Consider the following 14057-nt stretch of genomic DNA (forward strand, 5'->3'; position numbering starts at 1 on the left):
AGAGATAGAGGAACGACGATGAAGTTCAACTCACGTCCCGCCGTAGCACTGGTCAGCCTGTCGCTGGCCGCCGTCGCCCTGGCGGGCTGCAGCGAGGAAGCCTCCGGAGGAGGCAACGACGAAGCCGGCAGCTCGGGTGCGTGCAAGCCCGCCGACGTCAAGCTCGTCGGTCAGGTCCGCAACGAGTCCAACCCCTACGAGGCCGCCTGGCTCGACGGCGGCGACGCCTTCGCGAAGTCGGTCGACCTGAGCCAGGAGCGGCTCACCTACGACGGCGACTCCACCAAGCAGCAGGAGCAGGTCAGCCAGCTCCTCGCCGGTGACACCGAGTGCCTGGTCATGAACATCCTGCCCAACGGCGACTCCGACACCCCGCCGATCGTGGAGCAGGCCCAGGAGGCCGGCGCCTACCTCGTCACGCAGTGGAACAAGCCGGCCGACCTCAACGTCGCCGACTACGACCACTGGGTCAGCCACATCACCTACAACGGCGTGGAGTCCGGCAAGCAGATCGGCGACGCGCTCTCCGAGGCGATCGGCGGCTCGGGTGGCATCATCGCCCTGCAGGGCATCCTCGACACCGGCGCGGCCAAGGACCGTTTCGCCGGCCTGGAGGAGTCGCTGGCCGCCAACCCCGACGTGAAGCTGCTCGACGAGCAGACCGCGAACTTCTCGCGCCAGGAGGCCCTGGAGGTGACCAAGACGCTGCTCACCAAGCACGGTGACGACGTCAAGGGCATCTGGGCCGCCAACGACGACATGGCCCTCGGTGCCCTCGAGGCGCTCAAGCAGGCCGGCAAGGAGGGCGAGGTGGCCGTCGTCGGCATCGACGCCGTCCCCGACGCCCTCACCGCCATCGAGGACGGCTCCATGACCGCGACCGTCTCCAGCGACGGCCCGTGGCAGGGCGGCATCGGCCTGGCCATCGGCTACTGCGTCGCCACCGGCGAGCTCTCCATGGACGACGTCGCCGACGAGGACCGCGCCTGGTTCGCCGAGCAGTTCCTCATCGAGAAGGACAACGTCGCCGAGTTCATGACGCCCGCGACCGACGAGGCCGACTTCGACTGCGACAACGTCTTCAGCCGGTCGCAGGGCGCGATCTCGTGACCCTGACATCCCCCGCCGAGCACGTCGACACCGTCGTGGCGCGCCCCCAGCCTCGGCGGGGGGTGTCGTTCCGGGACGCCGGTCCTCCGATCGCACTGGTCGTCATCTTCCTGGCCTTCTCGGTCCTGAGCGACGACTTCCGTACCTTCACCAACGTCCAGAACATCATGGACACGGCCGCGGTCCTCGCGGTCGTCACCTGCGGCATCACGTTCGTCCTGATGATGGGGTCGATCGACCTCTCCGCACCCGGTCTCATTGGCGCCTCCGCGATCACGGTGGCGCTGCTGGTGGCCAACAACCGCAACGGCAACGACCTGGGACTGCTGGGGGTCCTGGTCGCCGTCCTCGTGGCGGCGGCCCTCGGCTGCCTGAGCGGGCTGGCGCTGGTGCTGCTCAAGGTGCCGTCGTTCATGACGACCCTGGGCGTCTCCGCCGTCGGCCTCGGACTGGCCACCCTGATGTTCAACGGCGTGCAGCCCAACATCACCGACGAGATGCTCAAGAGCTGGGCCATCGACCGGCTCCTCGGCTTCTCCTACCTCACCTGGATCGCCGCGGCCTGCATCCTCGTGGGCTGGCTGGTCCAGCGCTACTCGCGCCTGGGTCGCTACGCCTACGCGATCGGCGGCGCCGAGGAGGTGCTCTCCCTCTCGGGCATCAGCGTGAAGCCCTACAAGGTGGCCGTCTTCACCATGGCCGGCGCCTTCTACGGGCTGGCCGGCGTCATGGTGACCAGCCAGCTCGGCGCCGGCCTGGTCCAGGCCGGCCAGGGCCTCGACTTCAAAGCCATCACCGCGGCCGTCGTCGGCGGCACGCTGCTGACGGGCGGTCGGGGCGGTGTCCTGCACTCCACCGTCGGCGTCCTGCTCGTGGTCGTGCTGACCAACGGCCTGGTGCAGGTCGGCGTCAGCCCCTACTGGCAGGGCGGCGTCCAGGGCCTCATCGTCGTCGCCGCGGTCGCCGCGGCCGTCCTCCCGCAACGTCGAAGGAACCAGGTGGTCAAGTGAGCATCGATCTCCAGCAGGAGCAGACGGTCTCGGAGCCGGCCCCCGTGCCGGCCCTCGAGGTCCGCGGCCTGGTCAAGCACTACCCCGGGGTCAAGGCGCTCGACGGCGTCGACCTGGTCGTCCGCCAGCACGAGGTGCTCGGTCTCGCGGGCGAGAACGGCGCCGGCAAGTCCACGCTGCTCAAGGCGCTGGTCGGCCTGGTGCGTCCCGACGCCGGCGAGATCTACGTCCGCGGCGAGCGGGTCCGGATGCGCAGCGTCGTGGAGGCCGCCGAGAACGGCATCGGCATGGTCTTCCAGGAGCAGTCGCTGGTGCCCAACCTCACCGCCGCCGAGAACATCGTGCTCGGCTCGGAGGGCCCGGCCGTCCGCCGGGGCGTCTACCGCTGGGAGACCATGCGCAAGATGGCCCAGGAGCAGCTCGACAAGATCGGCTCCGACATCAACCCCCTGGCCCGCACCGACTCGCTCTCCTTCGCCGACCGGCAGATGGTGGAGATCGCCAAGCTCCTCCGCATCGAGCAGCGCAGCCAGCACCCGCCGGTGATCATCCTCGACGAGCCCACCTCGGTGCTGGAGTCGAAGGAGATCGAGACCCTCTTCGCCCAGGTACGCCGCCTGCGCGAGTTCGCGTCCGTGGTCTTCGTGTCCCACCGCCTCGACGAGGTCCTCGACGTGTGCGACCGCGTGAGCGTGCTGCGCGGCGGCCAGTCGGTCGGCGAGCTGCCGACCGCTGGCGCCGTCCCGGCCGAGCTGCACCGGATGATGATCGGGTCCACCGGCTCCGACGACCACTACCACGGTGGCGGCGCGCAGCCGGCCGACCGCAGCGAGCCGCTCCTGAGCGTGCGTGGCATGTCCGGCGCGACGTTCCGCGACGTCGACCTCGACGTCGCCCCCGGCGAGATCGTCGGCATCGTCGGCGTCCACGGCTCGGGCCGCGAGGACGTGTGCCGGGCGCTGTTCGGCGCCGAGCCCACGACCGCCGGCGAGGTGACCCTGGACGGCAAGAGGCTCGACCTGTCCGGCACCCGCGCGGCCTGCGCCGCCGGCATCGGCTACGTGCCGGCCGAGCGCAAGACCGAGGGCATGGTGGGGCCGATGTCGGTCGCCGACAACATGGTCCTGACCAAGCAGGGCGCCCGCTGCACCGGACCCCTGGTCTCCCCGCGCAAGCAGGCGACGCTGGTGGACCGGTGGATCGACCGCCTCTCGATCCGCACGCCGCACCGCGGCACCGCGATCCAGCGGCTCTCCGGCGGCAACCAGCAGAAGGTCGTGCTCGCGCGCTGGCTGATCGCCGGCGACATCAAGCTGCTGCTGCTCGACCACCCCACGCGCGGCCTGGACATCGGGGCGCGCTCGGAGGTCTACCGGCTCATGCGTGAGCTCGCCGGCAACGGCGTCGCCACCGTCCTGCTCGCCGACAGCCTCGAGGAGGCCATCGGCATGTCCGACCGGATCGTCGTCATGAGCGACGGCCGGGTCACCCAGCACATCGACTGTCCCGCCGGCGCCAAGCCGACGCCGCTCGACCTCGTCAAGGAGATGGTCTGACGTGTCCACCCCCGTGCTGGCCACCCCGGCCGCCGACGTCGGCCACGCCGACAAGAGCGGCCCGACCCTGGGGCAGCGGCTGACGTCGTTCATGCCGCTGATCGCCCTGGTGGCGCTGCTGGCCGCCCTGTCGATCGCCGACCCCGACTTCCTGACGCAGCGCAGCCTCACCGCGGTCGTCCGCACGTCGGCGCCGCTGGTCGTGCTCGCCGTCGGTGCGACCCTGGTCGTGCTGTGCGGGGGCATCGACCTCTCGATCGCCGCCCTGACCTCGCTGTCCACCGTGTTCTTCGCGCTGTGGCTCCCGGACCTGGGCGGGCTCACCACGCTCGCCGTCATCGCGGCCACCGCCTGCATCGGGGCGGTGCAGGGCCTCACCCATGTCGTCCTGCGGATCCCGTCGTTCATCGTGACGCTCGGCGGCATGAGCATCTTCTCCGCGGTCGCGCTCGTGATCTCCGACGCCGGACCGGTGCGGATCACCGACCGGGCCGCCACCGAGTGGCTCACCCTGTACGTCGGCGGCTACGTGCCCATGGCGTTCGCCGTCGCCGTCGTGGTGGTGGCCGCGATCGCGCTGGTCCTGCGGCTGACGCCGATCCAGAGCTGGATCACCGCCACTGGCTACTCCGAGCCGGCGGCCCGGCTGGCCGGCACGCCGGTCGACCTGGTCAAGGTCGCGGCGTTCACGGTCTCCGGCGCCTGCGCCGGCCTGGCCTCGGTGATGCTCGTGTCGCGCAACTTCAGCGGCAGCCCGACCATGGCCGACAACCTCCTGCTGCCCGCCGTCGCGGCCATCGTCGTCGGCGGCACCGCGATCACCGGTGGCCACGGCAGCGTCTGGCGCTCGCTGGTGGGCGCCCTCGTCATCACCCTGCTCCGCGTCGGCCTGCCCATCGTGGGGGTGCCGTCGGCCTGGGAGCAGATCCTCTACGGCGCGATCATCGTCGCCGCCGTCGCCCTGACCCTCGACCGCTCCAAGGTGCTGATCATCAAGTAGCCCGCTCCCCACGCCCCCTCGCACCCGCACCCGCACACGCACACGCCCTCAGGAAGGCCACCATGCCGAACGACCAGCTCCTCCCGAACGTCCGCTCGTTCCTGTCCTCGCCCAAGCAGCTCCTCATCGACGGGGAGTGGGTCGACGCCAAGGACGGCAAGACCTTCGCGACCGTCAACCCCGCCACGGAGGAGGTGCTCGTCCAGGTCGCCCAGGCCTCCGCCGTCGACATCGACCGCGCCGTCGTGGCGGCCCGCACCGCCTTCGAGTCCCCGTCGGCGTGGTCCAAGTTCACCCCGCGCGACCGCTCCCACCTGCTGTGGCGCATCGGCGACCTGATCGACGCGCAGGCCGAGGAGTTCGCGCAGCTGGAGTCCCTCGACAACGGCAAGAGCCTCGAGGCCGCCCGCGGCGACGTCGGGGTCGCGGCCGAGCTGTTCCGCTACTTCGCGGGCTGGGCCACCAAGATGGAGGGCACCACCATCCCGATGTCGGTGCCGGGCCGTGAGTTCCACGCCTACACCCGCCGCGAGGCGATCGGCGTCGTCGCCGGCATCGTCCCCTGGAACTTCCCGCTGACCATGGCGGCGTTCAAGATCGTCCCCGCCATCACCGCGGGCAACACCGTGATCCTCAAGCCGGCCGAGCAGACCCCGCTCACCGCCCTGCGCCTGGGCCAGCTGCTGCTGGAGGCCGGCGTCCCCGCCGGCGTCGTCAACGTCGTGCCGGGCTTCGGTGACGCCGGAGCCGCGCTGGTCGACCACCACGACGTCGACAAGGTCGCCTTCACCGGCAGCACGGAGGTCGGCAAGAAGATCGCCGCCGGCGCGTCCAAGAACCTCAAGAAGGTCTCGCTGGAGCTCGGCGGCAAGGCGCCCAACATCATCTTCGCCGACGCCGACCTCGACGCCGCGATCGCCGGCGCCGCGCTGGCCGGCTTCTTCAACGAGGGCCAGTGCTGCGTCAACGGCTCGCGCCTCTACGTCCAGCGCGAGGTCTTCGACCAGGTCATCGAGGGCGTGGCCGCCGCGGCCCGGGCCATCACCGTGGGCGACGGGTTCGACCCGAACACCACGATGGGCCCGCTCGTCTCGCAGGAGCAGCACGAGAAGGTCATCGGCTACGTCCGCGGCGCCGTCGCCGACGGGGCGACCCTCGCCGCCGGCAGCAGCGACCCCGCCAAGGACCAGGGCTACTTCTTCGCGCCCACCCTCATCACCGACGTCACCGAGCAGATGGCCATCCAGACCGACGAGATCTTCGGCCCGGTCATCACCGCGATCCCGTTCGACACCGAGGACGAGGTCGTCGCGGCCGCCAACAACACCGTCTACGGCCTGGCGGCCGGCGTCTGGTCGAAGGACCTGGGCACCGCCCACCGGGTCGGCTCCAAGCTCCGCGCCGGCACGGTGTGGCTCAACACCTGGCACGCCGACGACGTCACCCTGCCTCGCGGTGGCTTCAAGCAGTCCGGCTGGGGCCGCGAGCTCGGGTCGTTCGGCCTGGACGACTACACCGAGCTCAAGACCGTCATCGCCGAGCTCCGGTGACGGCTCCCGACGTGCTGGGGACCCACCGGGTCGTCCCGGTGGTGGTCCTCGACGACGCCGGCAAGGCCGACGAGCTCGCCGCGGCGCTGGTCGCCGGCGGGCTCCCGGTCGCGGAGGTCACCTTCCGCACGCCGGGCGCCGCCGCCGTGCTGGGCCGCATGGCGGCCCACGACGAGGTGCTCGTCGGCGCCGGGACGGTCATCACCGCCGACCAGGTCGACCAGGCCCACCAGGCGGGGGCGCGGTTCGTGGTCTCGCCGGGCCTGAGCGCTGCCGTGGTGCGCCGCTGCCAGCAGCTCGACCTGCCGGTCTTCCCGGGCGTCAGCACCGCCTCCGAGATCATCGCGGCCCTCGACCTGGGCCTCGACACCGTCAAGTTCTTCCCGGCCGAGGCCTACGGCGGCCTGGGCACCGTCAAGGCGCTGTCCGCGGCGTTCCCGCAGGTGCGGTTCGTCCCGACGGGCGGCATCACCGCGCAGAGCGCACCGGCCTACCTCGCCCACCCCGCGGTGCGCGCCGTCGGCGGCAGCTGGATGGTCGCACCGGCCCTGCTCGCCGCGGGGGAGTGGGACCAGGTGGCCGCCCTGTCGGCGGACGCCGTACGCCTCACCGCCCCCACCCCCGACCTGCAAGGAGCGTCGTCATGATCGAGACCCGTCCCGCCGCCGAGTGCGAGCTCGACATCGTCGCGCTGGGGGAGGTGATGCTGCGGCTGGACCCGGGGGAGAGCCGCGTGCGCACCGCCCGCCGGTTCGAGGCCTGGGAGGGCGGCGGGGAGTACAACGTCGCCCGCGGCATGCGCAAGGTCTTCGGGCTGCGCGCCGGGGTCGTGACCGCGCTCGCGGACAACGAGGTCGGCCGCCTGGTCGAGAACCTCATCATGCAGGGGGGCGTGGACACCTCGCTCATCCGCTGGGAGAAGTACGACGGCATCGGCCGGACCGTGCGCAACGGGCTGAACTTCACCGAGCGCGGCTTCGGCGTCCGCGGGGCGCTCGGCGTCTCCGACCGGGCCAACACCGCGATCAGCCAGCTGGCCCCGGGCGCGGTGGACTGGGACGACCTGTTCGGCCGCCGCGGCGTCCGCTGGCTGCACACCGGCGGGATCTTCGCCGGGCTGTCCGAGAGCGCCGCCCTCGTCGCCGAGGAGGCGATGTCGGCCGCGCAGCGCCACGGCACCGTCGTGTCGTTCGACCTGAACTACCGCCCCAGCCTGTGGGCCGGCATCGGGGGCAGCGACTACGCCCGCGACGTCAACACCCGGCTGGCGAGCCACGTCGACGTGATGATCGGCAACGAGGAGGACTTCACCGCCTCGCTCGGGTTCGACGTCGAGCACGTCGACGAGCACCTGCGGACCCTGCCCATCGACAGCTTCGCCGCCATGGTGAGCACGGTCGCGGAGAAGATGCCGTGGCTGTCCGCGGTCGCCACGACCCTGCGCACGGTCCACTCCGCCAGCGACAACGACTGGCAGGCGATCGCGTGGTCGCCGGAGACCGGGGTCCTGACGTCCACGGCCCGCGACCACCTGGCCATCCTCGACCGGGTGGGTGGCGGTGACGGCTTCGCGTCCGGGCTGGTCTACGGCCTGCTCTCCGGCGAGGACCTCCAGGAGTGCCTCGAGCTCGGTGCCGCCCACGGCGCCCTGGCCATGACGACGCCCGGAGACACCTCGATGGTCACGCGCGAGGAGGTCCGCTCGCTGGCCTCCGGCGGCAGCGCCCGGGTCCGCCGCTAAGCAGCTGCTCCACCCGCGACCCCACGACCCGGGTCCCGTCCTCCTCGGCGGGACCCGGGACGTGGGGTCGTTGCCAGTTCACACATGTGGACGAAGATCATAAATAGTTCACAAATCTGTATCAAGTTCTTGACTCTGTGTGACCGTGGTCATAGCGTCGGGCCACCGTGAGCGTCGGCTGCCGACGCTCCGGTGCCGCAGAGCCCAAGCCAAGCCAAGGGATCCCAGATGAACCTGCTCCGCCGGTCCGTACGCCGCTCGTCAGCCCGCCTGACCTCCCTCGTCCTCGCGCTGGCCGTCGGCCTGGGCGTGGGCCTGCCGGTGGTCGCGGCCACCGCGGCCCCGGCCCCGCTGGCCGCGCCCGCGGACGGCAGCCTCAAGGTGCTGCTCTTCTACAAGGCCAACTTCCACGCCTCGCAGGTCCAGGCCCGCCAGGCCGTGCGCAACCTGACCGCCGAGCTGGCCACGCAGTACAGCCAGACCGTCGAGATCCAGGAGACCGAGGACCCCGCGGCGTTCACGACGGAGAACCTCGCCACCAAGGACGCCGTGGTGTTCGCCCAGACCGGTGGCGTGCTGTTCAACGAGGCGCAGCGCGCCGCGCTCGAGGCCTACATCCGCGGCGGCGGCGGCTACATGGGCATGCACTACGCCGGCTGGTCGGTCGGCACCAGCGAGCACGACGTCAACCCGTTCTACCGCCGTCTCGTCGGCGCCATGTCCGAGGGCCACCCGGAGAACCCGGCGGTCCGTCCGGGTCGGGTCGTCGTGAAGGACACCGCCTCGCCGCTGACCCAGGGGCTTCCGGCGGACTTCACCCGCAGCGACGAGTGGTACGACTGGACGGTCAACCCGGCCCCCAACGTCCACACGCTCCTGGAGGCCGACGAGGAGTCCTACGGCGGCGGCCAGCTCGGCAGCTCGCACCCGATCACCTGGTGCCAGGAGATCGACGCCGGTCGCTCCTGGTACACCGGCATGGGCCACGAGGGCACCGCCTACTCCGAGCCGAACATGCTCACCCAGATGCGCCACGGCCTCGCCTACGCCGCTGGGCTGCTGCCCGCCGACTGCTCGCCCCCGTCCAAGGCCGCCAACGGCGCGATGAGCGAGGTCACCCCGTGGCCCCTGATGCCCATCAACGCCGCACTGACCTCCGACGGCACCGTCCAGTCCTTCGGCAGCACGTCCACGGGCTGCACGGACAACGCGCCCTACGACTTCGACGGCAACGGCTGCATCTCCCAGGGCGGCCAGTTCGAGATCGACATCTGGAACCCCGAGGTGCCGCGCACGCTCGCGAACCTCGACCACGGCCTGATGCCCAACACCACCTACACCGACCTCTTCTGCTCCATGCAGGTGCAGGACCCCCACCGCGGCGCGACGATGACCGTCGGCGGCGACGACAGCCTCGGGGGCAACGACCCCAACGACGCCGCGATCGGCGTCACGAGCTACACCACCAACAACGGCCTGCAGAACGAGGCCCCGATGAACTTCCCGCGGTGGTACCCCACCGGCACCACGATGCCCAACGGTGACATCGTCGTGCAGGGCGGCTCCTCGCGCGGTGGCCCCGGCGGCCCGGGCGTGCTGACCCCCGAGATCCGCACCGCGGACGAGGGCTCCGGCTGGCGCCTGCTCGACGGCGCTCGGAGCCCCGCCGCCTACGGCGACGGCGGTGCCGACCACCCCGGCCAGGACGAGAACCGCTGGTGGTACCCGCGCGCCTTCGTGGCGCCGGGCAGCGGCAACCTGTTCAACATCAGCGGCACCCAGATGTTCGAGCTCGACCCCAGCGGTGACGGCGAGGTCACGCTGCGCGGCACGCTGCCCGCCGCCATCGGCAACCAGGGCGCCCAGCTCGGCAACCCGGTGGGCGCCACGTCCACCGCGACGATGTACCGCCCCGGCAAGATCCTGCAGGTCGGCGGCGGCTGGTGGGCCAACGGCGGCGGCCCCGCCGGTGCGCGCGCCGGCTTCACCGTCGACATCACCGGCGGCACCGCGGAGCCGGTCGTCGAGGCGACCCAGCCGATGACCTACCGCCGCCACTGGGCGACCTCGACGGTCCTGCCCGACGGCGACGTCCTGGTGACCGGCGGCAGCCGCGAGAACAACGGCGGCGGCGGCGTCGCCACCAACCCCGAGATCTGGGACCCCGAGACGGGCGAGTGGACGGTCGTCGAGGTGCCCAACCAGCACGCCCGGCTCTACCACTCGACCGCGCTGCTCCTGCCCGACGGTCGCGTCATGATCGGCGGCGGCGGGGCCCCCGGCCCGCGCAACTACACCGACGTGGAGTACTACTCCCCGGCCTACCTGTTCGACGGCGAGCAGCCGGCCGAGCGGCCCGAGATCACCGACGCGCCCGAGGAGATCGGCTACGCCGGCACGTTCGACATCGCGTCGTCGACCGACGTCTCGCGGGTCACCCTGGTCCGCAACGGGTCGGTGACGCACGGCTTCAACAACGACCAGAACTTCCAGGACCTGGAGTTCACCCAGGACGCCGGCTCGGGCGAGATCACCATCACCGCCCCGACTGACGGCACCTACGCCCCTCCGGGCGCCTACATGCTCTTCGTCTTCGACGCGGACGGCACCCCGTCGGTCGCCTCGATGATGGACCTCGACCCCGAGGTCGAGATGGACGTGCGGACCCCGCAGGTCGTCGACCAGTTCGAGTACCCGCGGGTGCCCACCGACTGGCGCGGCGGCAACCCCGCCGGGGTCGTCGACGTCGCGGCGGACAACGGCCGCATGGCGCCGTGGTCCGTCGACAGCCCGGTCCAGCTGGTCCGGGCCCGCAACGAGGCCAACGGCGGCCTGGGCGCCACCGGCTACCACCTCGCCCTCGGCGGCTCCGGCAGCCTGGAGCGCACCCTCGAGGGCCTCGAGCCCGGTCGCGACTACCGGCTCTCGCTGCGCTACGCCCGTGACGGCCGCAGCGCCGGCGCGGCACCGGCGACCGGGCGGCTGGCCGTCGGCTCGCTCGACACCACCCTCACCGCCACGACGGACCGCTCCTCCAGGACGCGCTTCGACACCTACGTCGGGACGTTCACCGCCTCCAAGCGCTCCGAGACGCTCACCTTGAGCCAGACCGGGGCGGGTGCGGGGCTCGTGGTCGACGACCTCGTCGTCATCGGGGTCGACCCGGGGCTGAGCGACGTCCCGATCCACTACGAGTTCGAGGAGGGTGAGGGCACCTCGGTCGCCAACACCGGCACCGACGACTCGGTCGGCGCCGCCACCCTGACGGGAGCGACCGGCTGGTCGCCCAACGGCGTCGTGGGCGGAGCCCTCGAGCTGCCGGGCGGCACCAACGCCAACACCGTGGACCTGCCCGACAACCTGCTCCAGGACGAGGACAGCTTCACCACCTCGTTCTGGGTCCGACCCGACACCAAGGGCAACTGGATCAACCTGTTCCACATCGGTGACGGGCTGGAGGGGGCCGGGAGCTTCTTCCAGGTCCAGATGCAGACCCAGGCCGACGGCAACACCGGCCTGGCCGCCACCTTCAAGGCGAAGGGCTCCAACCTGCAGGAGCGGATCTACGCCAACCCCACGCGCGACGTGGACGCCGGCGCCTGGAACCACGTCGTGGTCACCCGTGAGGGTGCCACCGCGACGCTCTACCTCAACGGCGAGGAGATCGCGTCCCGCGACGACCTCACCATCGACATGACCGACGTGGGCCCGACCAGCAACAACTGGCTCGGCCGCAACGGCTACCCGGACCCGGCCTTCGACGGTCTCATGGACGAGGTGCGGCTCTACCGCAGCGCGCTCACCGACACCGACGTCGCGGCCCTGTACGCCGACGGCGCCTCTCTCCGCACGACCACGACCGTCACGGTCGACCCCGCCTCGCCCTCGCCGTTCGGCGAGCCGCTGTCGGTGTCGGCGCAGGTCGAGGACGAGGCGGACGCGGCGGCCGGTGGCGAGGCCGAGCTGTGGGTCGACGGCGCGCGCGTCGGCGTACCCGTGGCCCTGGTGTCCGGTGCGGTCACGTTCCCCGAGCTCACCCTGAGCCCGGGCGAGCACGAGATCGAGGTCCGCTACCTGGCGGCCGACGGCTGGCGACCCTCCCGAGCGAGCGTCACGCACACGGTCGAGCGGCCGCCGCCGGGTGAGGGCGTGCCGATCCACTACGCCTTCGACGAGAACGCCGGCACGACGTCGGCCAACACCGGCAGCGACCCCTCGGTGGGTGCCGCGACGCTCCTCGGCGAGACCGGCTGGGCGCCGGGCAAGCACGGCGCAGCCGCGTCGCTGCCCGGCGGCGGCGGTGGCAGCAGCAACTACGTCGACCTGCCCGACAACATCGACGCGGGCCTGGACGAGGAGTTCACCGTGTCCCTGTGGGCCCGGCCGGACGCCCTGCCCAACTGGGTCCCGCTGCTCCAGATCGGCAGCAGCACGGACACCTTCTTCCTGCTGCAGTCCTCCACGCAGGCCAACGGCCCCACCGGGTTCGCGGCGACGTTCAAGGCGCCGGGCAACCCGACGCAGGAGAGGCTGACGCTGGGCGGGGGCACCGATCTGCCCATCGGCGACTGGACGCACGTGGTCTTCACCATGAGCGGCTCGACCGGGCGGATCTACTTCGACGGCGAGCTGATGAACACCCGCAACGACTTCACCCTGGGCATCGGGGACATCGGAGTGGGTGGGGAGACCACGGTCAACGCACTCGGCAGCACGAGCTGGCCCGACCCGAAGTTCGACGGCCTGATCGACGACTTCCGGATGTACGGCTACGAGCTGACCGAGGACCAGGTCTCCGAGCTGTACGAGGCGCCGGTCGGGTCCGCGGACTCCTACAGCACCGGCCAGGGCCAGGCCCTGACGGTCCCGGCGCCCGGCGTGCTGGCCAACGACACCGACGCCCAGGACGACGTGCTGACGGCGACCGACGCCACCCAGCCGACCCACGGCCAGGTGACGCTGGAGACCGACGGCTCGTTCACCTACACCCCCGCGCCGGGCTTCTCCGGCACGGACCGCTTCACCTACAAGGTCCGGGGTGGCGAGCTCTCCTCGAGCCCGACGGAGGTCACCATCACGGTGGCCCCGGCCTCCGGGACCACGGTGTCCGCGACGGCCGGTCGGGTGACCTACGGCCGGGCCGGCACGGTGGCGGTCACGGTGACGCCGGCGACGGCGACCGGGCGGGTGGAGGTGCTGAGCGGTTCGAAGCTCCTGGGCTCCGGCACGGTCACGGCCGGCAAGGGCTCGGTCGTGCTGCCGGCGAGGGCACTGCCCCCGGGCACGCACGCGCTGACCCTGCGCTACGCCGGGGACGAGGCGCACGCGGCGTCGACGGGCCAGCTCCGGCTGGCGGTGGTCAAGGCCGTGCCCAGCATGAAGGTCAAGGCCCCGACGAAGATCAAGAAGGGCAAGCGGGCCACTGTCTCGGTCACGCTGGCCGCGCCGGGCGTCACGCTCACCGGCCAGGTGCGCGTCACGGTGAACGGCAAGAAGGTGGTCGGGACGGTCCGCAACGGACGGGTGGTCCTCCGCCTGCCGAAGGCGGCGCGCGTCGGTCGTCTCAAGGCGACGGTCGCCTACCTCGGCAGTCCCTACGCGGCAGCCGTGACCCGCAGCGTCACGATCCGGGTCACCCGGTAGCCACCAGGTAGCACGACAGCGGGCCCGGAGGACATGTCCTCCGGGCCCGCTTCGTCGTACGCCGGCCGGCAGCCGGCTGGCAACCGCCCTATGTAACACGTCGTCCCCGGTACTTCCCGCCCGTTGCAACGGGATGGAAGTACCGGGGACGACGTGTTACATGCTCTCTGAGGTCAGCTCTCGTCGGCGAGGGCCGCCACGACCCCGGCGCGGCTCTGGTCCTCGCTGGCGAGCACGCCGCCGTTGGCCACGATGTCGGGGGTGATCTCGGAGAAGACCATGCGGACGTCCTGGCGGCGCGCGCCCAGGATCTCGACGGCCTGGTCGGCGACGGCGGCGGCGAAGGCGCGGCGCTGCTCGACGGTGCGGCCCCGGAGGAGCTCGACGGTGATGTTGGGCATGGGTGGTCCCTTCTCGTCGGTCGCCGGCGCGGAGGTCCACATGGGC

The 14057-nt window shown here is 71.7% G+C and carries 9 protein-coding genes; 8 read left to right on the forward strand and 1 reads right to left on the reverse strand.

The features are described from left to right. Positions 1-18: 18 nt before the first annotated feature. The 8 genes from E4622_RS16130 to E4622_RS16165 all read left to right on the forward strand — a co-directional run bounded on the left by E4622_RS16130 (position 19) and on the right by E4622_RS16165 (position 13610). Positions 19-1110, forward strand: coding sequence for a sugar ABC transporter substrate-binding protein (locus tag E4622_RS16130; RefSeq protein ID WP_134741223.1), 1092 nt, complete (start codon positions 19-21; stop codon positions 1108-1110). Further along, on the forward strand, positions 1107-2120 hold the full coding sequence (locus E4622_RS16135) for an ABC transporter permease (protein WP_245156064.1): 1014 nt from the start codon (positions 1107-1109) through the stop codon (positions 2118-2120). The genes E4622_RS16130 and E4622_RS16135 overlap by 4 nt, the downstream gene beginning before the upstream one ends. Further along, positions 2117-3676, forward strand: coding sequence for a sugar ABC transporter ATP-binding protein (locus tag E4622_RS16140; RefSeq protein WP_134741224.1), 1560 nt, complete (start codon positions 2117-2119; stop codon positions 3674-3676). Before E4622_RS16135 ends, E4622_RS16140 begins: the two co-directional genes overlap by 4 nt. Before the next feature lies 1 nt (position 3677). Beyond that, on the forward strand, positions 3678-4676 hold the full coding sequence (locus E4622_RS16145) for an ABC transporter permease (protein ID WP_245156065.1): 999 nt from the start codon (positions 3678-3680) through the stop codon (positions 4674-4676). A gap of 62 nt (positions 4677-4738) precedes the next feature. Next, the gene (locus E4622_RS16150) at positions 4739-6226 is read left to right on the forward strand and encodes an aldehyde dehydrogenase family protein (protein WP_134741225.1); all 1488 of its coding nucleotides are present in this window, start codon (positions 4739-4741) and stop codon (positions 6224-6226) included. Further along, positions 6223-6873, forward strand: coding sequence for a bifunctional 4-hydroxy-2-oxoglutarate aldolase/2-dehydro-3-deoxy-phosphogluconate aldolase (gene eda / locus E4622_RS16155; RefSeq protein ID WP_134741226.1), 651 nt, complete (start codon positions 6223-6225; stop codon positions 6871-6873). The genes E4622_RS16150 and eda overlap by 4 nt, the downstream gene beginning before the upstream one ends. Continuing rightward, positions 6870-7967 (forward strand): sugar kinase, encoded by a 1098-nt coding sequence (locus E4622_RS16160; protein WP_134741227.1) that lies wholly within the window; start codon positions 6870-6872, stop codon positions 7965-7967. The genes eda and E4622_RS16160 overlap by 4 nt, the downstream gene beginning before the upstream one ends. Before the next feature lie 228 nt (positions 7968-8195). Then, on the forward strand, positions 8196-13610 hold the full coding sequence (locus E4622_RS16165) for a LamG-like jellyroll fold domain-containing protein (RefSeq protein WP_134741228.1): 5415 nt from the start codon (positions 8196-8198) through the stop codon (positions 13608-13610). A gap of 173 nt (positions 13611-13783) precedes the next feature. Here the strand turns inward: E4622_RS16165 and E4622_RS16170 are convergent, their stop codons facing one another. Next, the gene (locus E4622_RS16170) at positions 13784-14011 is read right to left on the reverse strand and encodes a tautomerase family protein (protein ID WP_134741229.1); all 228 of its coding nucleotides are present in this window, start codon (positions 14009-14011) and stop codon (positions 13784-13786) included. Positions 14012-14057: the final 46 nt, after the last annotated feature.

Source organism: Nocardioides sp. 503, from assembly GCF_004522095.1.
Lineage (GTDB): Bacteria > Actinomycetota > Actinomycetes > Propionibacteriales > Nocardioidaceae > Nocardioides.